Here is a 25612-nt window from a genome sequence, read left to right as displayed (position 1 = left end):
GAGCAGGTGCCCAGCACTGACAACGGTGCGCTACAGCGCGCCGAACTCAGCACAACGCACCAAACACGGACGACTCAGGCGGCGCGAGCCAGCAGGGCCCGGAAGAACACCGTCTCGATGTCGCTCGGCTGGGTGGCGACGTAGCTCGTGCCGCCGGTGGCGTCCGCGATGGCCTGCAGGGCCGAGGGGTCGGTGTCCGGCCCGATGCCGATGGCGACGATCCGCACCGGACGCTCCGGGTCGGCCGAGGACTCGAGCTCGGTGAGCAGCTCGTCGAGCTCCAGGCCGCCGGTGCTGTCATCGTTCTCGCCGTCGGTGATGAGCACCACCGAGTTCACATAGGCGGGGTCGTACCCCTCCTGCACGGCGCGGAAGGCGGCCAACGCCGTGTCGTACAGCCCGGTGTCGCCGCCGAGCAGCTCGTCGAGCGCAGCCACCTCGTCCGCGAGGACCTGCCGCTGGGTCTGGTCGCCGACGCGCGTCTCGAGCCCGCGGATCGGGGTGATCTCGAAGAAGTCCTCCCCGTCCGGACCGCGGTCCGTCGAGAATCCCCAGGCGCCGATCTGCGAGCCGTCGGGAAGGATCGCCAGCGCGTCCTGCGTGGAGCGCTGCGTCAGCTCGACCCGCGTCGAGTCACCGGCCTCCCAGCGCATCGAGCCGGAGACGTCGATGGCCGCGAGCATCCGCATGTCGAGGCGGAGGGTGTCCCAGAGCCGGGTCGTGGCGATCGCTCGCTCCGGCTCGGGCAGCACCGACGCCTCGTATGCGTCGGCCGGCACCTCGTTGATCGTCGGCCCGGGTGCGGCCGAGGTCCGGAAGCCCGCCTCGCTCAGCGCGGCCAGGACCTCGTCGCTCTGGGTGGCCTCGTAGAGCCGCTCCGCGGCCGAGGTGACGTCGGCGGGGGCGCCGGTCCTCGCATACATGGGGTAGGTCAGCTCGGGTGTGCCGCCCTCGGGGATGACCGGCCGCAGTCCGGAGGATGGGTTGCTTTCGACGTAGGCGGCCAGACGCTGCTCGGAGACGGGGAAGGGAACGATGTCCCCGGTCGCGGGATCCTCGCTGGTGAAGGCGGCCGTGTCGCTCTCGGCGGCGAATCGGGAGAGGAAGATCATCCGCTGGCCGAGGTCGATGTAGTCGTCGGTCTCGGCGGGGACGGCTCCGCGGGCAGCGTCGAGGGCGAGACGGCTGGCGGCGTTCGTGCTCGGCTGGGCCATCTGGATCGCGACCGAGGTCGTGAACATGTCGCGCCACGTCATGTCCGGGGTGACCTCGTTGCCGGCGGAGGGGTCGGCTCCCACGGCGAGCACGATGGGCGTCCTGGCGACCGACCCGAGCGAGGTCCAGCCGGCGGCGGTCTGCTCGGCCGGCAGGTCCTCGGCCGGCGGGGTGAGGTCGGCGAGCGTGAACGCCGAGTCGCCGGAGCGGTGCTCGGTGATCCGGGTCACCCAGTCCGCTGCGTCGGGCACCCACACGTCGGGCACACGGGCGGCCTCGATCGCCGCCGCGCCGTCCCGAGCCGGTGTGGCGGTGATCTCGTACGTGGTGCACTCGTCGCTCACGGCGTCCGCGGCGAGCTGGACCGCGGGAGTCACCTCGGGGGCCGAGGCGACGCTGACCGTGACCGGCTCGACGCATGCGCCACCGTCTCCCGCGGTGGCCTCTGCCGAGTCGTCCGTCCCGCTCCCGCGGGTCGCGAGGAAGACGCCTCCGACGACGAGGGCGACGACCGCGAGGGCCGCGATGACCGCGATCACGGGCGAGAAGCGTGAGGTCGGGGCGCTGGCGTGGCGTCCTCGGTTCTGTCGCGGCATGAGGTGGCGGTCCGGTGGATGAGGTGGAGGCAGGGGCGCCGGTTCGCGTGCGGAACCGGGCATTGTCATGGTAACCGGGGCCGTCGCGAGGCTCCCAACTGCGAGGACCCGTGGCAGGGCGGCCGCCGGTGGCGTCTGGTTACAGTGCCGGTATGACAGTGCAGTCACCGGCAGACCCGTCCGACCTGCGCGCCGAGCTGCGGGACCGCCACGAGCAGGTCCTCGGCGACGCCGCCGCCGCGCTCGCAGCGCGCTCCTTCTACCAGCGCTACCCCGACTCCCCGTCTCCACGCGTCCACGGCGAGGGTGCGGCGGAGAAGGGGCTCGCCGCATACGAGTCGCACCTCGGGCGACCGTTCGACCTCGGTGACCAGCCGACGACCGGTGAGTCGGTCGGGAGCGAGGTCTCGCCCTACGGGCCGGAGCTGGGGGTGACCTATCCGCGCCTGGACGTCGATGCGGCCATGGCCGCTGCGCGTGACGTTATGCGCGGGTGGCGGGCCGCCGGTCCGCGCACCCGGGCCGCGGTGTGCGTGGAGATCATCGACCGCCTCCACGCGCGGTCCTTCGAGCTGGCGCACGCGGTCATGCACACGAGCGGGCAGCCGTTCGTCATGGCGTTCCAGGCGGGTGGGCCGCAGGCGCAGGACCGGGCGCTCGAGGCCGTCGTCGCCGCGCTCGTGGAGCAGGAGCGGATCCCCGCGACCGCCCGGTGGGAGAAGCCCGGCAAGGACGCGCCGCTCGTCATGGACAAGGAGTACGTGTGCGTGCCGCGGGGGGTCGCCCTCGTCATCGGCTGCAACACCTTCCCCACGTGGAACGCGTACCCCGGGCTGTTCGCGTCGCTCGCGACCGGCAACGCGGTCGTCGTCAAGCCCCACCCGCGGGCGGTGCTGCCGCTCGCCATCACGGTGCAGGTGTGCCGCGAGGTGCTCGCGGAGGCGGGGTTCGCGCCGGCGCTCGTGCAGCTCGCGGCGGAAGGCGACGGTGAAGGTCTGGCCAAGGAGCTCGCGCTGCATCCCGACGTGGCGATCATCGACTACACCGGCGGGCCGGGGTTCGGCGGCTGGCTGGAGCGGGAGGGTGCGGCGCACGGCAAGGCGGTGTTCACCGAGAAGGCCGGGGTGAACTCGATCGTCCTCGACTCGACCGACGACCTGCGTGGGCTGCTCGGCAACCTGGCGTTCTCGCTGACGCTGTACTCCGGCCAGATGTGCACGACGCCGCAGAACCTCTACCTGCCGCGGACCGGGCTGCAGACGCCGGATGGGCCGGTGTCGGTCGAGGACTTGGCGGCTCGGCTGGGCGAGGCGATCGGCCGGCTGACCGGCGATGACGCCCGGGCGGTCGAGCTGCTCGGCGCGACGGTCAACGAGGGGGTGCGGTCAACCGCGGCCGGACTCGGTGCGCTCGCGGAGGAGGCCGGCGGCGAGGTCGTCGTCGAGTCGCGAGCAGTGGAGCATCCGGCCTATCCGGAGGCCGTCGTGCGCACGCCGGGAGTGGTGCGGGTGGATGCGGCGCGGGAGGACGTGTATACGCGGGAGTGCTTCGGCCCGGTGGCGCTGCTCATCGTCACCGACTCGACCGAGCAGTCACTGGCGCAGTTCGTCGACACGGTGCGCGAGCACGGGGCGATGACTGCTGCGGTCTACTCGACGTCGGAGGAGGTGCTCGCGGCGGCGCGCGAGGCCAGTCTCGACGCCGGGGTGGCGCTGTCGGAGAACCTCACCGGGCAGGTGTTCGTCAACCAGACGTCGGCGTTCAGCGACTTCCACGGCACCGGTGCCAACCCCGCCGCGAATGCTGCCTACACCGACGCGGCCTTCGTGGCGCCGCGGTTCCGCGTCGTCGCCACGCGCCGCCACGTGTCGTAGCGGCCGGCTCGCGGGTCGTCGCCCCGCTTCTCCTTCACGTGAGTCTCACCTTTCTCTCCTGAGGAGGGAAAGGTGAGACACCTGGCCTGACGTCGTGGCGCTCCGGCATGTCAAGAGCGTGGGATGTCGCGCGGTTGGCAGGCTGGTGACTCTTGACTGGGCTGCGGGCATGCCAAGGGCACGCCATGTCGCGCGGTTGGCATGCTGGTGTGGCGGTGGGTGGTCGGGGGCATGCCAGGGGCGTGGGATGTCGCGCGGTTGGCAGGCTGGTGACTCTTAACTGGGCTGCGGGCCTGCCAAGGGCACGCCATGTCGCGCGGTTGGCATGCCGGTGACTCTTAACTGGGCTGCGGGCATGCCAGGGGCGTGACCGACCGTCGGTTCACAAGGGAAGCTCGGCCTTCACCGGACTCCGGATGTCTTGTGAAGCCGGCCCATATCTCCGGCGGAGACAACGGCCGGACGCACCGAGACTCCGCCGTCGGGCAGGTAGCGCTATTTCCCGTCGGGCAGCAGGACGTTCAGCACCATGGAGACCAGGGTGATGACGATCGCGCCGATCACGGCGTCCCACCAGAACGCGTCGATCGTGAAGTCCAGGCCGAGTGGCTGCGCGATCCACTCCGTCAGCTGGAGCATGAACGCGTTGAGGACGAGCGTGAACAGCCCCAGCGTCAGGATGATGAACGGGATCGAGAAGAGCGACAGGATCGGCTTGATGAACGCGTTGAGCACACCGAAGACCAGCGCGACGAGTGCGATCGTCAGCAGCCGCGTCGACAGCTCGGGGTCGTCCTCGCCGAGGTGGATCCCAGGAACGGCCAACGCCGCCACCCAGAGGGCCACACCGTTGACGGCCGTCTTGATGAGGAATGCCTGCATGTGCCCATCGTGGCAGATGCCCACCGTGCGACGGCCGCACCGCGCAGGGCGATCCCGCGTCGCCACGAACAAGGACCTGTGGGGCACCGCCCTACAGTGGTCGCCATGAGCGAGTCGACCCATCCCCGGATCCGCGAGGTGCTCTCGCGCCTGCCCGCCTACGTCCCGGGGAAGCCCGCGGCCGCGCCCGAGGGGCTCACCGCATACAAGCTGTCCTCCAACGAGAACCCCTATCCGCCGCTGCCGTCGGTCCTCGCGACCATCCATGACGCAGCGGGTGCGGTCAACCGCTACCCGGACATGGCGGTCTCGGCGCTCACGCAGGCGCTCGCCGACTCGCTCGGGGTGCCGGCCGAGTGCATCGCGACCGGCACGGGCTCGGTCGGGGTCCTGGGCCAGGTCATCCAGGCCTGCTGCGACGCCGGCGACGAGGTCGTCTACGCGTGGCGCTCCTTCGAGGCGTATCCCATTGTCACGACGGTGGCCGGTGCCGTACCGGTGCAGGTGCCGCTCGACGACGGCCATCGGCACCGGCTCGACGCGATGGCCGAGGCGATCACCGAGCGCACCCGGGTCGTGCTCGTCTGCACGCCGAACAACCCCACCGGGACGGTCGTCCACGACGCCGAGTTGCGCGAGTTCCTGGCGCAGGTCCCGCGGGACGTGCTCGTCGTCATCGACGAGGCCTACCTCGAGTTCGTCCAGGATCCCGAGGCTCCGGACGCGCTCGCGATCTGGCGCGAGCACCCCAACGTCATGGTGCTGCGGACCTTCAGCAAGGCCTACGGCCTGGCCGGCCTGCGGGTCGGCTATGCCGTCGCGCACCCGGAGATGGCGACCGCACTGCGCAAGACCGCCGTGCCGTTCGGCGTCAACTCGATCGCCCAGGCCGCCGCCGTGGCCTCGCTCGACGCGGCCGACGAGATGCGCCAGCGCGTCGACGCCCTCGTCAAGGAGCGCGGCCGGGTGGGCGACGGGCTGCGCGACCAGGGCTGGGATCTGGCGCCGAGCGAGGCCAACTTCGTGTGGTTCGACCTCGGGGAGGAGTCCTCGGAGTTCACCGCGGCGTGCGAGGCCGCCGGGCTCATGGTGCGCCAGTACGGCACGGACGGCGTGCGTGTCACGATCGGCGAGTCCGAGGCGAACGACCGACTGCTGGAGGTATGCGCGCGCTGGCTCGCGCACTGACCGCACCCCGGTCCTGACCGGCTCTCGTGCGGCCGGACGTTCCTTGTGTGTCGGTTCCGACCGGCTGTGGCGTTCCTATTGCGGAGGGGCGGGGGTGACCTCGTCGACGAGGATGATGGCACCCTGTTGGCAGTAGGAGACCATGTCGGGGTCGACGGTCCCGGTCACGGTGACGCGCTCGCCGAGGCGTTCGGGCAGACCGGTGCCGGTGACGGTGTACACCTGGCCGCTCTCGACGTCCGTGATGACGACGCAGCCGGACTCGACGCCTTCCTCGAGAACGCCCGTCACGGTGACCCTCTCGAGCGAACCCATCCCGGGGGAGATCGTCGCGATCGGGCCGGTCGGGGTCTGCGTGGGCCCGACGGTGCGGCTCGGGGACTCGCTCGCCACCGACGACGTGGCCGCGGGCTCCTCCGGCGACTCGGTCGCGCTGCCGCACGCGGCGACCAGCACGGCCAGCCCGACGACGGGGGCGAGACGGACGAGTGGGACGGGGCGCATACGTCAATCGTCCGTCACGACAGAGGGGGCGTCCACCGGAGGTGACGTCCGGATGATGAGATTTCCGGTCACTTTGGGTACGTTATGAGCGACCCACATGTGGCCGCGGTCGCACCCCTGAGCGCCGCCCATGACGATCCGCACACACCGTCACCGACCGTGACACCGGTGTGCACCGACCGCTGACCAACGATGTCCCAGCGGGGAAGGAGTGCCGTGACCGACACCTCCGTCGACACCGACGCGACCGAGCCTGAGTACGAGTCCGGGGCCGGAGGCCAGCAGGCCGGAGGCCAGGGCGGCGCTCCGCCCCGCACCAACGACCCACTCGCGGCCATGAACGCCAGCCCCGCGGTCGGTGACGGTGGCCCCGACATGGTCCAGATCCTCACCCCCGAAGGTCAGCGCCTGCGGAACGAGACCTACGACCCGATCCTCGAGGGCCTCAGCGACGACGAGCTGCGCGGCTTCCTGCGCGACCTGGTCCTCATCCGGCGCATCGACGCCGAGGCCACCGCCCTCCAGCGGCAGGGTGAGCTCGGCATCTGGGCCTCCCTGCTCGGGCAGGAGGCCGCCCAGGTCGGCTCCGGTCGGGCCATGCGCCCGCAGGACTACGCCTTCCCGAGCTACCGCGAGCACGGCGTCGCGTGGTGCCGCGGCGTCGACCCGGTCAACCTGCTCGGGCTCTTCCGCGGCGTCAACCACGGCGGCTGGGACCCGCACGAGAAGAACTTCCACCTCTACACGATCGTCATCGGCGCCCAGGCACTGCACGCGACCGGGTACGCGATGGGCATCCAGCGGGACGGCTCGGTCGGCACCGGGGAGGAGGACCGCGACGCCGCCGCGATCTCCTACTTCGGCGACGGCGCGACCTCGCAGGGCGATGTCAACGAGGCCCTCGTCTTCGCCGGCGTCAACCACGCCCCGGTCGTCTTCTTCTGCCAGAACAACCAGTGGGCCATCTCGGTCCCGAACGACAAGCAGATCCCGAGCCCGCTCTACCAGCGCGCCAACGGCTTCGGCTTCCCCGGCATCCGCGTCGACGGCAACGACGTCCTCGCGGTCTACGCCGTGACCAAGGCCGCCCTCGACGATGCGCGGGCCGGCCAGGGCCCGACGTTCATCGAGGCCTTCACCTACCGGATGGGGGCCCACACGACATCCGACGACCCGACGAAGTACCGCGTCTCCGCCGAGGTCGAGGTGTGGAAGCACCGCGACCCGATCGCGCGGTTCAAGGCCTGGCTCAGCCGCGAGGGCATCACCGACAAGTCGTTCTTGGAGCAGCTCGATGTCGAGGCCGACGAGCTGGCCGCCTCGATCCGCGAGCGGTGCCTCGAGATGCCCGATCCGGAGCCCCTGTCGATGTTCGACCACGTCTACGTCGAGGACCACCCGGTCGTCGATGCCGAGCGCGAGGAGATGCGGTCGTACCTCGAGAGCTTCGAGGGGGCGCACCGATGAGCACCGACGTGAGCACCAGGGCCGGCAGCACCCAGACCATGACCATCGCCAAAGGCATCAACAGCGGCCTGCGGGCAGCCATGGAGAACGACCCGAAGGTCCTCCTCATGGGCGAGGACATCGGCAAGCTCGGCGGGGTCTTCCGGGTCACCGAGGGCCTCCAGAAGGACTTCGGCGAGGACCGCGTCATCGACACCCCGTTGGCGGAGGCCGGCATCGTCGGGACCGCGATCGGTCTGGCCCTGCGCGGGTACCGTCCCGTCGTCGAGATCCAGTTCGACGGCTTCGTCTATCCGGCGTTCGACCACATCATCAGCCAGGTCGCCAAGATGCGGGCCCGCTCGCTCGGAACGGTCGCGCTGCCGATCGTCATCCGCATCCCCGTGGGCGGCGGGATCGGCGCGGTCGAGCACCACAGCGAGTCCAACGAGGCGTACTTCACCCACACCGCCGGCCTGAAGGTGGTCTGCTGCGCCAACCCCGAGGACGCCTACTGGATGATGCAGCAGGCCGTCGAGACCGACGACCCGGTCATCTTCTACGAGCCCAAGCGGCGCTACTGGGACAAGGGCGAGGTCGACACCTCGGCCGCGCCCCGCGACCTGTTCGAGTCGCGGGTGGTCAAGGAGGGCAGCGACCTGACCCTGCTCGCCTACGGGCCGATGGTCAAGACCTGCCTGCAGGCGGCCCAGGTCGCCGAGGAGGAGGGCACGAGCCTCGAGGTCATCGACCTGCGCACGCTGTCGCCACTCGACCTGCCGACGATCACGGACTCGGTGCGGCGCACCGGCCGGGTCGTCGTCGTGCACGAGGCGCCCACCTTCGGGGGGCTCGGCGGTGAGATCGCCGCCCGCCTGACCGAGGACTGCTTCTTCCACCTCGAGGCTCCGGTGCTCCGCGTCGGCGGATACAACGTCCCGTACCCGCCGAGCCGCGTCGAGGAGGATTTCCTCCCTGACCTGGACCGGGTCCTCGACGCGGTCGACCGCTCCCTGAAGTACTGATCCGCCGAACCCCTATGGCCTGCGCACGGGCCCACGACCGACACGCCCGCAACGAAAGAGAGCTCGACACCAGTGGCTACCAAGGAGTTCCGCCTCCCCGACCCGGGCGAGGGACTGACCGAGGCCGAGATCGTCACCTGGAAGGTCAAGGTCGGCGACACCGTCAAGGTCAACGACATCGTCGTCGAGGTCGAGACGGCCAAGTCGCTCGTCGAGCTGCCCGTCCCGTTCGCGGGCACCGTGGCCGCCCTCCTCGTCAGTGAGGGCGACATGGTCGAGGTCGGCACACCGATCATCTCGGTCGAGACGGGTTCCGCCCCCGGCGCCGAGGCCGCGCCGCCCGCGGGGGAGTCCACGCCGCAGCAGGCCGCATCACAGCAGGGCGACGACACGGCCGGCGACAAGGACGTCGCCGAGGAGATCGAGGAGGGCAAGATCGGCGGCACGACGTCGACCGGTCGCACCGCCGTCCTGGTCGGCTACGGCGTGAAGAACACCGAGGCCAAGCGTCGTCCGCGCAAGGCGACGGCGGACGTCCCCGAGCCGGAGGGTGAGATCGGCGGTCGTCACGAGGTCCGCCTCAACCCGACCCGGGTGGCCCAGTCCAAGCGCCCGGCGGGGTCGCCGATCCCCTCCGTCGCACCCGCTGCAGCGATGACCGCCGAGGCCCCTCGCGGCGACCGCCCCCTCGCCAAGCCGCCGGTGCGCAAGCTGGCCAAGGACCTCGGGATCGACCTGGGCGAGGTCACCGGAACCGGCGAGGGCGGGGTCGTGACCCGCGCCGACGTCGAGCAGTATGCGGCGGCCGGGCCCGCGCATACCGCACCTGGGACCGATGCGGCGGTCCGCAGCGCCGCACCCGGCGAGCGGGAGACCCGCGAGCCGATCAAGGGCGTGCGCAAGATGATGGCTCAGGCGATGGTCGGGTCCGCCTTCGGTGCGCCGCACGTGACCGAGTGGATCACCGTCGACGTCACGAAGACGATGGAGCTGGTCGAGAGCCTGAAGAAGGACAGGGCCTTCCGCGAGGTCAAGGTCACTCCCATGCTCGTGCTCGCGAAGGCCATGTGTCTGGCCGTCCGGCGCCACCCGATGATCAACTCGACGTGGGACGAGGACGCCCAGGAGATCGTCGTCAAGCACTACGTCAACCTCGGCATTGCCGCGGCGACCCCGCGTGGGCTCGTCGTCCCGAACATCAAGGACGCCGACGCGATGGGACTGGTCGAGCTGGCCGAGTCGATCGGCGCGCTCACCGCCACGGCCCGCGAGGGACGGACCCAGCCGGCCGAGATGGCGGACGGGACGATCACCATCACCAACGTCGGGGTGTTCGGCGTCGACCTCGGCACGCCGATCATCAACCCGGGTGAGTCCGCGATCATGGCCTTCGGTGCGGTCCGCCGCATGCCGTGGGTGGTCGAGACCGACACCGGATCCGGCGTGACGGAGGAGATCGTGCCCCGCTGGGTCAGCCAGCTGGCGCTCTCGTTCGACCACCGGCACATCGACGGCGAGCTCGGCAGCCGGTTCCTCGCCGACGTGGCGAGCATCCTCGAGGACCCGGCGCGCGCCCTGCTCTTCGCCTGAGGCCTTTCGCCCCAGTGCGGGCGGGACGGACTCTGCAATATCCAGGTTCGTCTCGCCGCGCCGTGCACCTCTCTGACAGGGTGATCCCATGAGTGAGTCCACGGGAGTCGTCTTCCCTCTGGTCGACGGCCGGCGGTCGACCGCCGCGACCGGTCGCACGATCGTGGCGGACGCGCTGCGCCGGGTCGACCCCATCGGGGCCAACGCGACCGAGCGCGAGACGAACTGGCGCGCAGGCTATCTCGTCCACTTCCGCCGGCTCGTCGAGGCCGGCCTGCCCTCGGCCGAGGCGGCCCTGACGATCGCCCGTGACGGACTGGCCTCGGTGCACACCCGCCTGCAGTGGGGTGACCCGGACGCCGCGGACGAGCCGCTCGCGAGGGCCTTCGGGCATCCGCCCGCCCCCGTCGCGACCGAGGAGGTCCGCGGCACCGGTGAACGGGAGCCCGACCTGTCGGTGCCGTACCGCGGTGAGCGGCTACGCGGCGACGCGTTGCGTCGCCAGGTCGACGCGTGGATCGCTGCGGGGGTCGCGGAGCCGTCGCTGGCCGACGTCGTCGGCGAGGTCATCGACCACCCCGAGTGGCTCGCCCTGCCGGACCGGACGGTCGTCGTCCTCGGGGCGGCCGCCGAGATGGGTCCGCTGCGCAGCCTCCTGCGGTGGGGGGGCACGGTCGCAGCGGTCGACCTGCCGCGCCCCGGCCTGTGGGAGCCGCTGCTGGCGGAGGCGGGCGAGACGTCGGGACGGTTGCTGGTCCCGGCCCGACCCGGGGACCGGCCGCTCGCCGCCCGGGCCGGGGGCGACCTCATCCACGACCTGTCGACCGTTGGGTCATGGGTGGCCGGGCTCGACGGTCACCTCGTGCTCGGCAACTACGTCTACGCCGACGGAGCGATGAACGTGCGCGTCTCGGCGGCCGTCGACGCCCTGACCGAGCACCTCCGCCGCCTCCGACCCCCCGGGGAGGTGGGGATGAGCTTCCTCGCCACACCCACGGACGTCTTCGCTGTGCCGGGGGACGCGGTGGAGGCCTCCGTCGAGTCGCATGCGCAGCGCCGGACCAGCAAGGCGCTGCGGGTCCCCCTGCGCACGCTCTCGGGCGGACGGCTGCTGCGCCGCAACTATGTGCCCGGCGAGGACCCGGGCATCAACGACTCCGTGGTGACGCAGCAGGGTCCCAACTACCTGCTCGCCAAGCGCATCCAGCGGTGGCGGGCCGCGGTGGCCCGCGATGAGGGCGTCCCGGTCTCCTTCCACATCGCGCCGCCGACCCGCACGCGCTCCGTGGTCAAGAACCGGGCCCTCGCGGCGGCCTACGCCGGAGCGCACCGGTTCGGCATCGAGGTTTTCGAGCCCGGCACGTCGAACACGCTCATGGCGGCGCTTCTCGTCCACGACGTGATGACCGGACCCAGGCCCTCGCTCGGCCACCCGTGGGTGGACGAAGCGCACGCCGCCGTGCACGGTGGGCTGTGGCGCGCTGCCTACGACCCGCGCTCGGCGCTCGGTCTGGCCGCACTCCTCGGGTTCGGCGCCTCGCGCTGACCGCCGGAGCAGACGAAGACCGCCGCCGTGGACCTCGAGAGCATCGCCGCCGAGCTCTACGGCCTGCCGCCGGAGGAGTTCACCGGCGCCCGGAACAGCCGGGCCAAGGCCCTCAAGGCGGGCGGCGAGGCCGACCTCGCCGCTGCGGTCCAGGGGCTGCGCAAGCCGACGGCCGGCGCGTGGCTGCTCAACCAGCTGGTGCGGCTGCACGTCGACGAGGTGGAGCGTCTGTTCGAGCTGGGGGAGCGACTCCGCGCCGCGCAGGGAACCCTCGGCGCGGCCGAGCTGCGGGCTCTCGGCGAGCGGCGACGACAGCTGACCCGAGCGGTGGCGGAGCAGGCGGCCGACATCGGGCGCCAGGCCGGACGCGCGGTCTCCGCCCAGGTCGTCGCCGATGTCGAGGAGACCCTCCGGTCGGCGATGGTCGACGCCGACGCCGGCGCGGCCCTGGCGACCGGACTCCTCGTCACGACCTTCAGCTCCACGGGGTTGGAGCCGGTCGACCTGACCGGCGCGGTGGCGGTCGGGGGAGCGGCCGGGTTGACGTCGGCGGTTGCGGCTACGACCGGAACTCGCGCAGGCGGCCACGACGCGGCGGACCGAGAGCGGCAACGCGCGGAGGCGGTCGTCCGCGCCCAGCGAGAACTGGACGTCGCCGAACGGGCCGCCGAGGTGGCCCGTGTCGAGTGCGAGGCGGCACGCCGACAGGCGGTGGAGGCAGGACGGCGACGAGAGGACCTCGCGTCCGAGCTGGCGGAGCTCCGGCGGCAGGTCGACGAGCTCGAGCGCAGGGTCCACGACGCGACCGAGGCCGAGTCGGCCGCCCGCCGCGACCAGATCGCCGCGACCCGGGCGGAGCGCTCGGCCCTCGAGGCGGTCCAGCGGGCCCGGCGACGGCTCGACGCCGCAGGCGGAGGCGAGCACGTCTAGCCCGCCCCGCGCGGCCCGAAAGGGAGAGGACCCTGCGCGACCGGCGCATACCGGCAGTAGCGTGTCGTCCATGTCCTATCCGGACCCGGTCCACGTCGGGGACGGAGCCGTGCTGGCCCGGTTCCGTCCGGTCGACGCACCCCCGGAGCTGCCGCGTCCCGGCGGCGCGGCGAGCTATCTCGCGACGGGGGCCTCCACGGGCGGACGCTTCGGTCTCTACCGCTGGGACATGGGGCCGGACGCGGCGGGGGCCCGGCCGCACTTCCACCGGACGATCACCGAGTCCTTCTTCGTCCTCTCCGGCAGGGTCCGGCTCTTCGACGGTGACCGCTGGCGCGTCGGCGGCCCGGGCGACTTCATGTACGTCCCGGAGGGTGGGATCCACGGGTTCCGGAACGAGTCGGGCGGGCCGGCCTCCATGCTCATCCTGTTCGTCCCGGGAGCGCCGCGTGAGGCCTACTTCGAGGGGCTCGTCGACCTGGCGGAGGGCCGCTGGACCCCCACCCCCGACGAGTTGGAGGCGTTCTTCGTCGAGCACGACAACCTGCACGTCTAGGTTCCGCGCGGCTCCCGCCCCTCGCCGCGGCTCGTTGGACGCGCCTACCGTTGGCCGCGGAAGACCAGGGCGACGCGAGGTGGGCGATGGGATCCGGAACCGCGGACGGTATGCGGTGGGAACCCGACGCGCACGAGTTTCCCTCGGTCCTCGAACCGTTCGCCTGGGGAGGTAGCACGTACGTGATCCTTCGCGTCCCGGCCGGCCTGTACTCCGAGGCGCTCGCCCTCGGGACCCGGCGCGCGGCGGGCACGCTGAACGACCAGCGGGTCAACGTGGGCCTGACGCGGGTCTCGTCCCTCCCCGATCCGTACGTCTATGTCGGTCCGGGCCTGCGGCGCCGGATCGAGGCGGACCCCGGCGACGTCGTCGACTGTGTGCTGGCCCCGGCTGATCCGGACCTGGTCGAGCTGCCCGCCGACGTGGAGTCCGCGCTCGCCGCCGCCGGCGCGACGGACCGGTGGGAGCTCCTCCGGCCCGCTGTCCGCCGGCAACGGCTCGCGGCGATCGAGTCCGCGAAGCGGCCGATCACCCGGGAGCGCCGGGTCGCCGCCCTCGTGTCCGAGGTCCTCGCCGGCTAGAGCACGACGAAGACGTCATTCCCGTCGACGACGACCTCATAGGTCGTCAGGGGGGCCGGCTGCTTGCCGAGCGCGATCATCCGCCGCGACCAGCGCGGCATCTGCCGTCCGGCCACGCCCGGCGTCCAGTCCAGGTTCTCGCCGGAGGCGAGGTCGAACCGGGAGTTGTGCCACGGGCAGACGACCTCACCATCGGAGAACCGCGTGCCGCCGGGCCCCTTGGTGAGCGACAGGCCCAGGTGAGGACACCGGTTGAGCGCTGCGCAGACCGCGTCCCCGGAGGCCCCGACGACGATCGACGTGCCGTCGACCTCGACCGTGTGGAGCTCGCCGTCGGAGAACTCCGCAACGGTGCCGATCCTCACTCGACCCGGCATGCCACTCACCTCATCTCGGCTGGGTGACTCATTCCTACCAGGCTGTTCGACATCGCGGGCATCTCGACGTCACGGCATCAGGTCGGTGTCTGGAGCGAGGTGACCTCGAAGAGCTGCCACTCGCCGGAGAGTCCCTTGAGCTCGACGACCCCGCACGGCTCGAACTGGATCCCGGAGCCGAAGACGAGGTCCTTGACGGTGCTCGACACGACGATGCCGCCGTCGCCTGCATGGTCCATGACACGGGCCGCGATGTGCATGCCGAGGCCGTAGGCGTCGCCGTCACGCAGCTGGACCTCGCCGGTGTGGATTCCGGCGCGGACCGGCAGCCCCAGGGTCGAGACCATCTCGGTGATGGCCACTGCGCAGGTGATCGCCCGGGCCGGACCGTCGAAGGTCGCGATCGCTCCGTCACCGGTCATCTTGATGAGCCGGCCCCGGTAGCGGTCGACCTGGGACCGGACGATGCGGTCGTGGTCGGCCAGCAGGTCCAGCCAGCGCTGGTCCCCCAGACGGGACGCCTGGGACGTCGACCCGACGATGTCCGTGAACAGGACCGTCGCGAGCACTCGCTCGGTCCGGGCACTCTCCGGGCGTCCGGCCACGAAGTCCTCGACGGCGTCGAGCGTCGGCCCGACGTCACCGGCATGGAAGGGAACGGTGTCCGCACCCTCGACGACCTTGAGCTCGGCGTCCGGGATGTGCTCGGCGAGGTAGGCGCCGTGGGCCAGGCGGTGGAACCTGGCGTCCCGTCGGGACACGACCAGGGTGGGCGCCTGGACGAGGGGCAGGGCGGCGCGCACGTCGATCTCCCGGTACCAGTCGAAGGTGCTCCGGGCCAGGCCGAGGGGGACGGACAGCCGTTGGTAGCGCGTCCACCATGTCCTGAAGCGCTGGTCGTCGGCCACGCTCGGCGCTGTCAGCTCGAGCATGTCGCCGGTCGTCCCGTGCTGGGTCGAGTACTGCGCGGACAGCTGCTCCGCGGCGGTCTCGGGCATCCCGATCCGATAGTCGTCGGCCCGTAGCAGCTTCGCGAAGGCGTTGACCAGGACGAGCGAGGTGACCCGGTGGGGGAAGCTCGCGGCGAGCATCATCGCCGACAGCCCGCCCTCGGTGTCTCCGTAGACGACGGCCCGCTCCGACCCGACCGCGTCGAGCACCGCGATCACGGTGTCGACGTTCGCCTCGAGAGGCAGCCACATCGACCGTCCCGGGATCGGGTCGCTGACCCCCGAACCCAGCATGTCGAAGGTGATGACCCTGCCGAGGTCGGCGAGCCGATCCAGGAACCGAACCGCTGTGGGCTCGTCCCAGATGGCGTCGAGATTGGTGATGGCGCCCGTGATGAACATGATGTCGCGGTCGCCGGACCCGAAGGCCTGGTAGGCGATGTGGCCGTGCGGTGTCTGCGCATAGCGCGTCTCGGGTCGACCGTGACCGGAGAAGGACGCCCGCATTCACGCCACGCTACTCCTGCACCCCAGACGCCTTCTGGGCGCGTCGTCCCCGGGAGGCGACGAGAGCGGCGGCGGCGGTCGTGATCGGGACGGCGGCGATCAACCCGATGGTGCCGACGGCGCTCCGGACGAGCTCTGTGGCGACGAGCTGGTCGGTGAGGATGTCGCCGATCGGGTCGTCGAGGGCCACGACGAGCACGAGGAGCGGCAAGGAGGCTCCGGCGTAGGCGAGCACGATGGTGTTGATGACCGAGGCGATATGGGAGCGGCCGACGCGGATCGCCGACCCGTAGAGCTCCGAGAGGCCGTACCCGGGGTTGGCGGTGGCGAGTTCCTCGACCGTGTGCGCCTGGGTGACCGTGACGTCGTCCAGGACGCCCAGCGACCCGATCAAGATGCCGGCCAGGAGCAGGCCGCGCAGGTCGACGCCCTGGAGCTGGCCGACGGCGAGCGCGCTGTCGTCGACGGCGCCGGTGAGGCTCAGCGCATCGACCGCGACCACGGCGAGGAGTCCGGTGATGACGAGGCTGACCAGTGTCCCGGCAACGGCCACAGTCGTGGTGCGCCCAAGGCCGTGGGTGAGGTAGAGCACCGAGAGGACGATCGCCGCGGATCCGACGATCGCGACGGCCAGGGGTGGTTTGCCGTCGAGAATCGCCGGGATGACGAACCCGAGGATGATCGCGAAGGACACCGACAACCCGAGCAGAGCGGTGAGGCCTCGCCACCGTCCGAAGGCGAGGACCGCGAGAACGAACGCGATCAGGAGCACCCACAGCTGGGTCCCTCTGAGCTGGTCGACGATGGCATAACGGGTCTCGGGCGGGTTGTCGGGCACGTAGGACATCGCCACCCCGTCACCCGGGCCGATCGTCGGCGCACCGACGCCGCCCGGGATCGGGACGGTGACCGTGTCCCCCTCGAGGTCGCCAGACGTCAGGCGAACGGTGGCCGTGCCGCAGTCCTCTGCGTCCGGATCCGGGCACGGCTGCGGGTCGACGCTCTCGACCACCCCGGTGACCTGGTCGCCCGCCGGCGTCCCGACCGATGTGGTCGCCCCGTCGGGCCACAGGGCGACCATGGCCAGCCCGACGACGACGAGAAGGGCCGCGACCACGGCGAGGACCGCAGGTGGCGTCCGACCTTCGGACGCAGGTGGATGGGCGTGGCGTCCCGCCATGTCCGATCAGTCCCGTCCGTTTGTCCCGAGAGCCGCGCCGGTGCCGGTCGCGGGCGGTACGGGGCCCGGTTCGTGCCGACGCGCCGGAATGCTCACGAGGAACGCCGCACACACCGCGACGACGAGGACGACGAGCCAGCGCGCGGGCTCGGCCAGCAGGACCGTCACCAGCGTGGCGCCGAAGAGAGCGACCTCCAGCATCAGCCGTGCGGGGTCGGACAGTCGACGTGAGGCCCGCGGGGCCACCCAACGTCCCCACGCGACGGCTCCCGCCAGCGGGAGGACGACGGCCACGCCCAGCGACGTGGGCCACGAGTCCCCGAGTCGCCACCCGGCCAGACCCAGGCACGCGAGCATCCCGAGCTCGGCGACGAAGCGCACTCCCAGCAGGACAGCCATCACCCGGGCAGGATAGCCATCGGCCAGTGGGTGTCAGTCGCCGACGGGGGTCGGAGTGCCTGCGACGCAGACCAGGTGGAGCTCGGCATCGTCGACGTCGTCGTCCAGACGGCTCTCGAACTTCACCTCGAGCCGTCCCCGCTCGGCCTCCTGCTCGAACCGCCAGCCGTCCCGCACGGTGATGGACTCGAGGGTGACCTGCTCCCCGTCGCAGGACGCGACCACGGTGCCACCGGCCGTCGTGAAGGACTCGGTGCGTGCCGTCCCCCCGGTGGACTCGGTCGGGCCTGTCGGGGTCCCCGTGGAGCCGGGTGAGCCGGCGGTGCCTGACACCGTCGCCGCAGGCAGGGTGCCGGTCGAGGAGGCGACGTCCGGCAGCGTGGGCGCCCCGGTGGCCTGCCCCACCCCCCGTCCTGCCCGGTCGACCACGATGAAGGTGACGACGGCGACGGCGACGACGACTGCCACCCATCCGAGAGCCATCGCCACGAGTCGGCGTTGTCGCGTCCCCACTCTGCTCACGTCCGCTCTGCCATAGTGTGCCCACTGTGACACACGTGCTCGTCATCGAGGACGACCCGGCGATCCGCTCGTCCCTGATCCGCTCGCTGACCGATCGCGGCCACGTCGTGTCGAGCGCTCCGGCGGGGCTGACAGGTCTGCAGCAGGCGCTCGACGAGCAGCCAGATGTCGTCCTCCTCGACCTGGGACTCCCCGACCTCGACGGACACAGCCTCCTGACCATGCTCCGCGCGGTGCGGAGCACGCCCGTCATCGTCGTGACGGCCCGCGACGACGACCCCTCGGTGGTGCGGGCTCTCGATGCGGGCGCCGACGACTATGTCGTCAAGCCCTTCGGCATGGACCAGCTCGAGGCGCGCATCCGGGCGGTCCTGCGCCGGACCGCCGGCGGCGGCGCGCCGGAGCCGCTCCGGGTCGGGGACCTGGTCGTGGATCCCATGACCCGGCAGGCGACCCTGCGCGGGACCGAGCTCGACCTGTCGCGACTGGAGTTCGATCTGCTCCACCTGCTCGCCGGCCGCGCGGGTGAGGTCGTCACGAAACGAGACATCCTCGCCGAGGTGTGGAACCAACCGTACGGCGGGGGCGAGCGCACCGTCGACGTCCACCTGTCGTGGCTCCGTCGCAAGCTGGGCGAGACGGCCGCTCATCCGGTGTACCTCCACAGTGTGCGTGGCGTGGGCGTGCGGCTCACCTCTCCGAGCGACACCCGCGAGGATCCTGACTCGTGACGCGCCGCATCGCCTTCCTCGTGGCGGCCACGACCTCTGCGGTCGTGCTGGCCTTCATCGTCCCCCTGTGCTTCCTCGTCGCCAACCTTGCTACGGACCGGGCGACGACCCGCGCTCGGGAGCAGGCCCAGAGCGTCGCGACGCTGGTGGCCAGCCTCGAGGACAGGGAGACCCTCGCCCGCACCGTGGCTGACGCCGGGATCCGCGGACCGGAGGTCATCGTGGTCGAGGCCGATGGAACGGTGCTCGGCCGGGACGGTGTGCCCACGGCGGACACGCTCGACCGTGACACCTGGGCTGCTGTCGCGCGTGCCCGTGAGGAGCAGGGCGCGTTCACCATCGACCAGGATCACGGGCTGGACGCCGTCGTGCCGGTGGCGACCTCCCGCGGTCTCGAGGTGGTGGTTGCCACGGTGCCCGCCGAGGAGCTCCGCGAGGGGGTCCTGGGGGCATGGGTGACGATCTCGGTCCTCGGCCTGGGACTGGTGGCCCTGTCGGTGGCGGCAGCTTTCCGACTGGGCCGGCGCACCAGTGAGCCGGTCGTCGAGGTGGCCCGTGTCGCACACCGGCTGCGCGAGGGCGACTCGACCGCCCGAGCAGTGCCGGGCGGCCCGCCGGAGACCGCGGAGCTCGGTCGTGCGCTCAACGCGCTCGCCGACCGGATCCACGAGCTCGTGACCGCCGAGCGGGAGAACGTCGCAGATCTCGGTCATCGGCTCCGCACTCCCGTCACGGCCCTGCGGCTGGACACCGACCTCGTGACGGACGAGGAGCTGGCCGGCCGACTGCGGGCCCACGTCGACGAGCTCCAGCGCAGTATCGACGACGTCGTGCGCGACGCCAGACGGGCCGTGCGTGACGAGCTCCCGAGGTCCAGCGAGCTGCCGGCGGTGGTCGCCGCTCGAGTCGCCTTCTGGTCGCCTCTCGCCGAGGACCAGGGGAGGCGAATGACCGTGGCGGTCGACGACGGCGCGGTGACCGACCCCCGGACCGCCGCGACCGTGACCGTGCGAACACCGGTCGGGCTGCCGGCCGAGGACGTGCGAGAGATCGTCGACATCCTCCTGGACAACGTCTTCGCGCACACGCCGGAGGGCGCCGAGGTCCGCGTCACGATCCGTCCGGTCATCATCGACGTTTCCGGTGGTGTCGACAGTCCCGCCGGTGTCGAGGGTGCCGCTGGTGTCGAGGAGGCACGACAGGCAGGGCTGAGCCTCACCGTCGCTGACGCAGGTCCCGGTCTGCACCAGCCGTACCGCGGACGCGGCCACAGCGACGCGGGATCGACCGGGCTCGGGCTCGCGATCGTCCACCGTCTGGCCGAAGGTGTCGGCGGGTCCGTGAGTCTCGACCGTTCGGACCTCGGCGGCCTCGACGTCACCGTCACCCTCCCGGCGCAGGAAGGGTCGTCGGTCGACTCGGAGTCGCGGAGTCGTTCCTGACGAGGTGAGAGGGCTCCGCGCTCTGGTCAGTCGTCGTCATGGTCGTGGTGGTCGTCGTCGCGGTGGTCATCGTCATCATCGTCATCATGGTCGTCGTCATCATGGTCGTCGTCCTCCCACTCCTCGTCGGTCGCCTGGGACGACCATCCGGGACCGGGGACCGCGATCGTGGGTCCGGGCACGGTGACGAGGCACTCACCCTCCACGAGCACGGCAGGGGGTTCACACCCCGGCGCCATCAGCGTCACCGTCGGCCGCGCCGTCGCAGCGAGGGTCGGGGTGGAGGTCGGCACGCCGACAGCTGCTTCGTCGATCGGCGCTGCCGAGGAGTACACGGCGAAGGCGGCGAGGCCGCCGATGAGCAGACCAGCGCCGATGGGGGCGGACAGCGACACGATGACCTCCGGGACTGGACGGTTGGGACTGCCTCCAGGCTCCCGGCCGCCGCGTCAAGAGCGCCTCGCGGGCGTGTCAAGACAGGATCAAGGAGTTGCCCTGGTCGCCCCGTGGGCGGTTGGGCCCCAGCGCCGTCCACACGGTGTGCGCACCGGCGACGCGCCGTCGTCGGAGCCCGGGGGATCGCGAGCATGACGATTCCTTAACGGACCGATGAGGCGCCCTTGCCGAGGGGAGCCGGATCGTGGGGTCGGTGGCACCGTCCGGTGCCTGTCCCGACCGCCGTGAGGACCCACCCGTGAGACCGCTCCTGAGCCCCGCTCAACGCAACCGTTCCCGCCTGCTCCTGCAGGTTCTCAGCGGCACCCTCGCGGCCGCGACGGCAGCCGGGACCGTGGCGGCCACCGCCGCAGCGGCGCACGAGACGGCACAGGACCAGACCGACAACGCCCTCGGGGCCGCCGCGGCCGAGGCGGAGGCCGCCCGTGCCCATGCCGAGGCGCTCGCCGAGTGGGCCGCCGAGAACCCGGTCGTGGTGGTGACGCCGCGACCGGAGCGCACCGTCGTGGGCCCCGAGGTGCGTGTCGGAGCATCCTCCTCGGGGAGTGCCACCGTCGGGGGCCGACCATCGTCCGCGGGTTCGCAGGGCCGAGTGGACACGCCCCCGCCGCCCCCCGCCCCGCCTGCCAAGAGCACCGGCTCGTGACCGCCATGACCGCCATGACCGCCATGACCGCGAGGACCCGCCCGACCACCACGGCGGCCGACGACCCACCCGTCCTGGCCGTGGACGCCGATCTCGGCGCCGCCTCGTGGCGGGCGCTGGGTACCTATGTCGACCTGCGGACGACACCGGACGCGATCGCCTCCGCGGTGGCGCTCGCCGTCGACATCCTGAACGAGGTGGATCTCGCCTGCAGCCGCTTCCGCGCCGACAGTGACCTCAGCCACGCCAACCGGGCCGCCGGCAGCATCGTGTCCGTGTCCCCCCTCCTCGTCGCCGCGGTGCAGGTCGCGCTCGAGGCAGCGGACGAGACCGACGGCCTCGTCGACCCGACGCTGGGGACGGTGCTCACCGCAGCCGGATACGACCGCACGTTCGCCCTCGTCCCTGCGGACGACCCCGCGCCCACCTCTGTTCCGCGTCCCCGGCGCGACTGGCGAAACGTGCAGGTCGGGGACGACGGAGTGTGCGTGCCACCCGGGTCCGAGCTCGACCTCGGAGCGACCGGCAAGGCGCTCGCCGCCGACCTCGTGGCTCTCGCCATCGCGCATGAGCTCGGCGCTCCCGCCCTCGTCAGTGTGGGCGGAGACGTCCGGGTCGCGGGCCCGGACGACGGGAACGTCACATCAGTGCCGGCCTACCCGGTCGTTCTGGCCGGCACCGTCGCCGATCTCGAGACGGATGGGACTCCCCCGAGGGTGCGGCTGCGCGACGGTGGTCTCGCGACCTCGAGCACGGCCGCGCGCCGGTGGTCACGGGGCGGTCGGCAGTGGAACCACCTGGTCGACCCCAGGACGGGTGCCCCCGCCGACGGCCCGCTGCGCACCGTGACCGCCTGGGGCCGCACCGCGGTCGCGGCGAACACGGCGAGCACCGCCGCCATGGTGCTCGGTGACGCCGCATGGCCCTGGCTGCTCGCGCGCGATGTCGCGGCGCGGCTCGTGGATGTCGACGACCGTGTGCTGACGACACCGGCCTGGGACGCGTCGGGGTTCGAGGTGTCCGAATGAGCTCGCCCCTGCTCTGGTACCTCAACCGCGGGACCGGTGTCGTCCTCCTCGTCCTCTTCACGCTCTCGGTGGTGCTCGGCGTGCTCGCGACCGGTCGCGGGGCCAGTCCGCTGTGGCCCCGCTTCGTCACCCAGGGCCTGCACCGGACCCTTGCGGCTCTCTCGGTGCTCCTCCTCACCGCACACGCGATCACCGCGGTCGTCGACGAGTACGTCGACATCCGCTGGTGGCATGCCGTCGTGCCGGTCGGAGCGAGCTACGAGCCCGTCTGGCTGGGGCTCGGCACCCTGGCCCTCGACCTCACGCTCGTCGTCGCGGCGACGTCGCTCGCCCGCGGCCGGCTTCCCCACCGTGCCTGGTTCCTCGTCCACCTGACGACCTACGCCGCCTGGACGGCAGGTGTCGTCCACGGCGTGGGCATCGGCACCGATGCCGGCAGCAGCTGGCTGGCGGCCATCACCGCCGGATGCGTGGCGGCCGTCGCCCTGGCGGTCGGAGCGCGGCTGGTGTCAGCAGGCCGGCGGCGCCGAGCGATCCTCGCAGTGGGCGCCGTTCATCGGACCGGTCCCGGCGACGCGGACGAGGCGCACCTCGAGGACCTCCTCGGAGCCGACCCGGCAGGTGCACGATGATCCGTCCTCCCGCTCTCGTCGACGTGGCTCCCGGCCCGCTCCTGCTCTCCGGGCTCGGCGGCGGACCCGGGTCGGCCGCCCACCTGTCCCGCTTCGGTCCGCTTCCTGACCCCGACGCGGACCATCTTCTGGCGCAGTTCGCGCCGCTCGCGGTCCGGGGCCGCGGGGGCGCCGGCTTCCCGATGGCGCGCAAGCTCGAGACGGTGCTGGAGCGCCGGAGCAGCCTGCCCGGACGCCGCCCCGTGGTCGTCGTCAACGCCGCCGAAGGAGAACCGGCCAGCGCCAAGGACACGGCGCTGCTCGAGGTCGCTCCCCACCTCGTGCTCGACGGGGCCGTGCTGGCCGCCCGAGCCATCGGCGCCCGGTCCATCCACGTCGTGACGGCCGCCGATCGACAGTGGGCGGGCACGGCGGTCACGACCGCGATCGCCGACCGTCAGGACCGGGGTGTGCGCTGGCAGTGGCACGAGGCCGAGCCCAGGTTCGTCTCGGGGCAGGCCCGCGCCGTGCTCGAGCTCATCGCCGGCCGCACCGGACTGCCCGTGACGTCCTGGGCTCCCGAGGCCGTCGACGGACACCGCGGCAGGCCGACGCTGCTCTCGAACGCGGAGTCCTTTGCACACCTGGCGGCGATCGTCCGGTGGGGAGCCGAGCGATACGCCTCCCACGGAACCGCCGCGGAGCCGGGAACGACGCTCCTGACGCTGACCACCCCGCCACAGTCGGACGGGCGGTTCGCGGGAGTCCGCGTCGTCGAGGTCGAGCACGGCGCGCCTGCCGGGTCGGTACTGGGTGACGAGGCGCTCCGCGCGCCCCTCCTGATCGGCGGGTTCCACGGGTCCTGGGTGCACCCGGATGACGTCGCCGACGTGCGCTGGTCGAACGCGCACCTCCGCCGAGTCGGGGCGTCCCTGGGGGCCGGATCGGTGCTGTCTCTCGCGACCGGTGCCTGCCCGGTCGCCGAGACGGCGCGCTACACCGCCTATCTGGCTGCCGAGACGGCGGGTCGGTGCGGTCCGTGCAGGAACGGGCTCCCCGCCCTCGCCCGGGAGGTCGAGGCGCTCGCGCACGGAGTCGACTCGAGGCCGAGAATCGAGGAGCTCACCGGACTCGTCCGGGGCCGCGGCGCCTGTGCGCACCCCGACGGGACGGCCCGGCTCGTCGCCTCACTGCTGACCACCCTCGACGACCATGTGGAAGCCCACCTGCGCCAGCGGTGCTCGTGCCACGCCGACCTGGCGGTGGAGGCGCTGTGAACGCGGAGGGGAAGGCGCTCAAGGTCGACTGGCCCCGGTGTGAGGGCCGGGGGCTCTGCGCCGAGCTGCTGCCCGAACGGATCCTCCTCGACGAGTGGGGCTATCCGGTCATCCTGGGGCCGGTTCCGGCCGAGGAGCAGATCCTTGCCCGGGAGGCGGTTCGGGCCTGCCCGCGCCGGGCCCTCCACCTCTTCTGACGCGTCTGCCGGGCTCCAGCGGCCAGCGCGCAGGCATCCCGAACCCGGCGTTCGCGCAGGACCGACCCCCGGTCCGCGGAACCGGTTGGCGTCCCCGGAGGCGCGAACCGCATACTGAGCCGGCAATGCTCACCGCATATCGCCCCGTCCTCACGGCCCCCAACGTCTGGCCGTTCGTGCTCGGAGGCATCCTCGCCCGCACCGGCGGCGCCATGTTCGGCGTCGCCGTCATCGTCATGCTTAGCCAGCGGCGCGGGTCCTACACCCTGGCCGGCGCCGTCTCCGCCGTCGGAATCCTCGTCCTGGCCATCGCCGGACCCGTCATCGGCCGGCTCGCGGACAAGCACGGCCAGCGCCGCGCCGCCCTCCCGTTCGTCCTGCTCTCGGTCACGGGCGCGCTCGTCACGGTCTATCTGTCCGCCGAGCTGGCGCCGATCTGGGCGGTCTTCCTCGCATACGCGATCTCGGCGATCACCCCGGAGCTCGGGCCGATGTCCCGTGCCCGCTGGGCGCACATCTTCCGCGACCGTCCCGACCGACTGCACACCGCGATGTCGTTCGAGCAGGTCCTCGACGAGGCGTCCTTCGTCCTCGGCCCGGTCCTCGCCGTGCTCCTCGCGACGACGTGGTTCCCGGAGGCGGGGCTGCTCGGCGCCAGCCTGCTCTTCGGCACCGGCATGATCATCTTCCTCTTCGCCAGGCGCACCGAGCCGCCGGTCACCGATCGCGAGCATCGTCCGCCCGGCCTCGCGATCCGTCACGCGGGCCTGCTGCCCGTCGCGGTCGTGCTCGTCATGACCGGCATCATCTTCGGAGCCAACGAGGTCGTCGCCGTCGCCGTCGCGGACGAGGCGGGGCAGCCGCGGATGTCCTCGGTCATCCTCGCCTCGTTCGCGCTCGGATCGACCATCGCGGGAATCGTCTTCGGAGCCATCACCTTCCGCATGTCGCTCACCCGCAGACTGCTGTATGCGGCGGTCGGCATGTTCGTCCTCGAGGCTCCCGCACTGGTCGTCGGAGAGCTGTGGAACCTCTGGGGGCTCGTCCTCGTCATGCTCGTCGCCGGGTGCGCCACCGCCCCCATGCTCATCACCGCGATGACGCTCTCGCAGCATCTCGTGCCACGGGCGCTGATGACCGAGGGGATGGCGATCGCCGTCACCGGCATCCTCATCGGGATCTCGCTCGGTGCGGCGGTCGGCGGCATCGCGGTGGACCGCCTCGGGGCGCACGCCGCATATGCGGTGCCGGTGGGCGCCGGCCTCGTCGCGGTCCTCCTGGCCGGCCTCCGCTACCGGCCGTTGCTGCGGGCCGAGCGGGCGGCTTCCGGGACCTGAACCACGGCGCCGTCGGGGA

The 25612-nt window shown here is 71.9% G+C and carries 26 protein-coding genes; 17 read left to right on the top strand and 9 right to left on the bottom strand.

Annotation, left to right across the window (positions count from 1 at the left end):
- Positions 1-74 precede the first annotated feature (74 nt).
- The gene (locus tag GA707_RS10945; protein WP_193315287.1) at positions 75-1754 is read right to left on the bottom strand and encodes a substrate-binding domain-containing protein; all 1680 of its coding nucleotides are present in this window, start codon (positions 1752-1754) and stop codon (positions 75-77) included.
- A 209-nt stretch (positions 1755-1963) separates the two neighbouring features.
- Between GA707_RS10945 and paaN the strand changes: the two genes are divergently transcribed.
- Entirely contained in the window at positions 1964-3685 is a 1722-nt protein-coding gene (gene paaN / locus GA707_RS10940; protein WP_152178467.1) for a phenylacetic acid degradation protein PaaN, read from the top strand.
- A gap of 495 nt (positions 3686-4180) precedes the next feature.
- On the opposite strand, the gene GA707_RS10935 is transcribed toward paaN, so the two are convergent.
- A complete protein-coding gene (locus tag GA707_RS10935) occupies positions 4181-4567 on the bottom strand; it encodes a phage holin family protein (protein ID WP_152178466.1) in 387 nt (128 codons plus the stop codon).
- 105 nt (positions 4568-4672) lie between these two features.
- On the opposite strand from GA707_RS10935, the gene hisC reads away from it, so the two are divergent.
- A complete protein-coding gene (hisC, locus tag GA707_RS10930; RefSeq protein ID WP_152178465.1) occupies positions 4673-5755 on the top strand; it encodes a histidinol-phosphate transaminase in 1083 nt (360 codons plus the stop codon).
- 75 nt (positions 5756-5830) lie between these two features.
- Here the strand turns inward: hisC and GA707_RS10925 are convergent, their stop codons facing one another.
- Entirely contained in the window at positions 5831-6259 is a 429-nt protein-coding gene (locus tag GA707_RS10925) for a hypothetical protein (protein ID WP_152178464.1), read from the bottom strand.
- A 336-nt stretch (positions 6260-6595) separates the two neighbouring features.
- On the opposite strand from GA707_RS10925, the gene pdhA reads away from it, so the two are divergent.
- The 7 genes from pdhA (at position 6596) to GA707_RS10890 (ending at position 13933) form a co-directional block, all read left to right on the top strand.
- Positions 6596-7726, top strand: coding sequence for a pyruvate dehydrogenase (acetyl-transferring) E1 component subunit alpha (gene pdhA / locus GA707_RS10920; protein ID WP_152178771.1), 1131 nt, complete (start codon positions 6596-6598; stop codon positions 7724-7726).
- Positions 7723-8730, top strand: coding sequence for an alpha-ketoacid dehydrogenase subunit beta (locus tag GA707_RS10915; RefSeq protein WP_226963721.1), 1008 nt, complete (start codon positions 7723-7725; stop codon positions 8728-8730). Before pdhA ends, GA707_RS10915 begins: the two co-directional genes overlap by 4 nt.
- 72 nt (positions 8731-8802) lie before the next feature.
- Positions 8803-10320, top strand: a complete 1518-nt coding sequence (locus GA707_RS10910; RefSeq protein WP_152178463.1) for a dihydrolipoamide acetyltransferase family protein — start codon at positions 8803-8805, stop codon at positions 10318-10320.
- A gap of 88 nt (positions 10321-10408) precedes the next feature.
- Entirely contained in the window at positions 10409-11866 is a 1458-nt protein-coding gene (locus tag GA707_RS10905) for a hypothetical protein (RefSeq protein ID WP_152178462.1), read from the top strand.
- A 27-nt stretch (positions 11867-11893) separates the two neighbouring features.
- Entirely contained in the window at positions 11894-12796 is a 903-nt protein-coding gene (locus GA707_RS10900; protein ID WP_152178461.1) for a hypothetical protein, read from the top strand.
- Positions 12797-12866: 70 nt separating this feature from the next.
- Positions 12867-13352: a cupin domain-containing protein gene (locus tag GA707_RS10895; RefSeq protein WP_152178460.1), complete on the top strand. Its 486-nt coding sequence runs from the start codon at positions 12867-12869 to the stop codon at positions 13350-13352.
- Between the two features lie 86 nt (positions 13353-13438).
- Positions 13439-13933: a YdeI/OmpD-associated family protein gene (locus GA707_RS10890; protein ID WP_152178459.1), complete on the top strand. Its 495-nt coding sequence runs from the start codon at positions 13439-13441 to the stop codon at positions 13931-13933.
- On the opposite strand, the gene GA707_RS10885 is transcribed toward GA707_RS10890, so the two are convergent.
- The 5 genes from GA707_RS10885 to GA707_RS10865 all read right to left on the bottom strand — a co-directional run bounded on the left by GA707_RS10885 (position 13930) and on the right by GA707_RS10865 (position 17868).
- Positions 13930-14310, bottom strand: coding sequence for a Rieske (2Fe-2S) protein (locus tag GA707_RS10885; protein ID WP_152178458.1), 381 nt, complete (start codon positions 14308-14310; stop codon positions 13930-13932). The genes GA707_RS10890 and GA707_RS10885 overlap by 4 nt on opposite strands.
- A gap of 77 nt (positions 14311-14387) precedes the next feature.
- The gene (locus GA707_RS10880; RefSeq protein WP_152178457.1) at positions 14388-15767 is read right to left on the bottom strand and encodes an adenylate/guanylate cyclase domain-containing protein; all 1380 of its coding nucleotides are present in this window, start codon (positions 15765-15767) and stop codon (positions 14388-14390) included.
- Positions 15768-15777: 10 nt separating this feature from the next.
- Positions 15778-16947 (bottom strand): YibE/F family protein, encoded by a 1170-nt coding sequence (locus GA707_RS10875; RefSeq protein ID WP_152178456.1) that lies wholly within the window; start codon positions 16945-16947, stop codon positions 15778-15780.
- A gap of 6 nt (positions 16948-16953) precedes the next feature.
- Positions 16954-17346, bottom strand: a complete 393-nt coding sequence (locus GA707_RS10870) for a YrdB family protein (protein WP_152178769.1) — start codon at positions 17344-17346, stop codon at positions 16954-16956.
- 33 nt (positions 17347-17379) lie between these two features.
- Positions 17380-17868, bottom strand: a complete 489-nt coding sequence (locus tag GA707_RS10865) for a hypothetical protein (RefSeq protein ID WP_152178455.1) — start codon at positions 17866-17868, stop codon at positions 17380-17382.
- 26 nt (positions 17869-17894) lie between these two features.
- On the opposite strand from GA707_RS10865, the gene GA707_RS10860 reads away from it, so the two are divergent.
- Complete coding sequence (locus GA707_RS10860) at positions 17895-18599, top strand: response regulator transcription factor (RefSeq protein WP_152178454.1); 705 nt, start codon at positions 17895-17897, stop codon at positions 18597-18599.
- Complete coding sequence (locus tag GA707_RS10855; protein ID WP_152178453.1) at positions 18596-20041, top strand: HAMP domain-containing sensor histidine kinase; 1446 nt, start codon at positions 18596-18598, stop codon at positions 20039-20041. The genes GA707_RS10860 and GA707_RS10855 overlap by 4 nt, the downstream gene beginning before the upstream one ends.
- Before the next feature lie 26 nt (positions 20042-20067).
- Here the strand turns inward: GA707_RS10855 and GA707_RS10850 are convergent, their stop codons facing one another.
- Positions 20068-20436: a hypothetical protein gene (locus GA707_RS10850; RefSeq protein ID WP_152178452.1), complete on the bottom strand. Its 369-nt coding sequence runs from the start codon at positions 20434-20436 to the stop codon at positions 20068-20070.
- Positions 20437-20735: 299 nt separating this feature from the next.
- Between GA707_RS10850 and GA707_RS10845 the strand changes: the two genes are divergently transcribed.
- The 6 genes from GA707_RS10845 (at position 20736) to GA707_RS10820 (ending at position 25593) form a co-directional block, all read left to right on the top strand.
- Entirely contained in the window at positions 20736-21143 is a 408-nt protein-coding gene (locus tag GA707_RS10845; protein ID WP_152178451.1) for a hypothetical protein, read from the top strand.
- A 5-nt stretch (positions 21144-21148) separates the two neighbouring features.
- Positions 21149-22171, top strand: coding sequence for an FAD:protein FMN transferase (locus tag GA707_RS10840; protein ID WP_226963755.1), 1023 nt, complete (start codon positions 21149-21151; stop codon positions 22169-22171).
- Positions 22168-22803, top strand: a complete 636-nt coding sequence (locus tag GA707_RS10835; protein WP_152178449.1) for a ferric reductase-like transmembrane domain-containing protein — start codon at positions 22168-22170, stop codon at positions 22801-22803. The genes GA707_RS10840 and GA707_RS10835 overlap by 4 nt, the downstream gene beginning before the upstream one ends.
- Positions 22800-24059, top strand: coding sequence for an NADH-ubiquinone oxidoreductase-F iron-sulfur binding region domain-containing protein (locus tag GA707_RS10830; protein WP_193315285.1), 1260 nt, complete (start codon positions 22800-22802; stop codon positions 24057-24059). The genes GA707_RS10835 and GA707_RS10830 overlap by 4 nt, the downstream gene beginning before the upstream one ends.
- Positions 24056-24256 carry a ferredoxin gene (locus GA707_RS10825; protein ID WP_152178447.1) on the top strand — a complete coding sequence of 67 codons (201 nt, stop codon included), beginning with the start codon at positions 24056-24058 and terminating at the stop codon, positions 24254-24256. Before GA707_RS10830 ends, GA707_RS10825 begins: the two co-directional genes overlap by 4 nt.
- A gap of 125 nt (positions 24257-24381) precedes the next feature.
- Positions 24382-25593: an MFS transporter gene (locus GA707_RS10820; RefSeq protein WP_152178446.1), complete on the top strand. Its 1212-nt coding sequence runs from the start codon at positions 24382-24384 to the stop codon at positions 25591-25593.
- The last annotated feature ends 19 nt before the right edge of the window (positions 25594-25612 follow it).

This window comes from Nostocoides sp. F2B08 (assembly GCF_009184895.1).
Lineage (GTDB): Bacteria > Actinomycetota > Actinomycetes > Actinomycetales > Dermatophilaceae > F2B08.
This window is presented reverse-complemented; position numbering and strand designations above follow the sequence as displayed.

Coding starts and splice junctions, on each gene's coding strand:
- GA707_RS10935 (WP_152178466.1), bottom strand. CDS start 4,567: ATGCAGGCATTCCTCATCAAGACGGCCGTCAACGGTGTGGCCCTCTGG.
- GA707_RS10840 (WP_226963755.1), top strand. CDS start 21,149: ATGACCGCCATGACCGCCATGACCGCGAGGACCCGCCCGACCACCACG.
- GA707_RS10830 (WP_193315285.1), top strand. CDS start 22,800: ATGATCCGTCCTCCCGCTCTCGTCGACGTGGCTCCCGGCCCGCTCCTG.
- hisC (WP_152178465.1), top strand. CDS start 4,673: ATGAGCGAGTCGACCCATCCCCGGATCCGCGAGGTGCTCTCGCGCCTG.
- GA707_RS10870 (WP_152178769.1), bottom strand. CDS start 17,346: ATGGCTGTCCTGCTGGGAGTGCGCTTCGTCGCCGAGCTCGGGATGCTC.
- GA707_RS10835 (WP_152178449.1), top strand. CDS start 22,168: ATGAGCTCGCCCCTGCTCTGGTACCTCAACCGCGGGACCGGTGTCGTC.
- GA707_RS10915 (WP_226963721.1), top strand. CDS start 7,723: ATGAGCACCGACGTGAGCACCAGGGCCGGCAGCACCCAGACCATGACC.
- GA707_RS10875 (WP_152178456.1), bottom strand. CDS start 16,947: ATGGCGGGACGCCACGCCCATCCACCTGCGTCCGAAGGTCGGACGCCA.
- GA707_RS10820 (WP_152178446.1), top strand. CDS start 24,382: ATGCTCACCGCATATCGCCCCGTCCTCACGGCCCCCAACGTCTGGCCG.
- GA707_RS10895 (WP_152178460.1), top strand. CDS start 12,867: ATGTCCTATCCGGACCCGGTCCACGTCGGGGACGGAGCCGTGCTGGCC.
- GA707_RS10905 (WP_152178462.1), top strand. CDS start 10,409: ATGAGTGAGTCCACGGGAGTCGTCTTCCCTCTGGTCGACGGCCGGCGG.
- GA707_RS10890 (WP_152178459.1), top strand. CDS start 13,439: ATGGGATCCGGAACCGCGGACGGTATGCGGTGGGAACCCGACGCGCAC.
- paaN (WP_152178467.1), top strand. CDS start 1,964: ATGACAGTGCAGTCACCGGCAGACCCGTCCGACCTGCGCGCCGAGCTG.
- GA707_RS10880 (WP_152178457.1), bottom strand. CDS start 15,767: ATGCGGGCGTCCTTCTCCGGTCACGGTCGACCCGAGACGCGCTATGCG.
- GA707_RS10885 (WP_152178458.1), bottom strand. CDS start 14,310: ATGCCGGGTCGAGTGAGGATCGGCACCGTTGCGGAGTTCTCCGACGGC.
- pdhA (WP_152178771.1), top strand. CDS start 6,596: ATGAACGCCAGCCCCGCGGTCGGTGACGGTGGCCCCGACATGGTCCAG.
- GA707_RS10925 (WP_152178464.1), bottom strand. CDS start 6,259: ATGCGCCCCGTCCCACTCGTCCGTCTCGCCCCCGTCGTCGGGCTGGCC.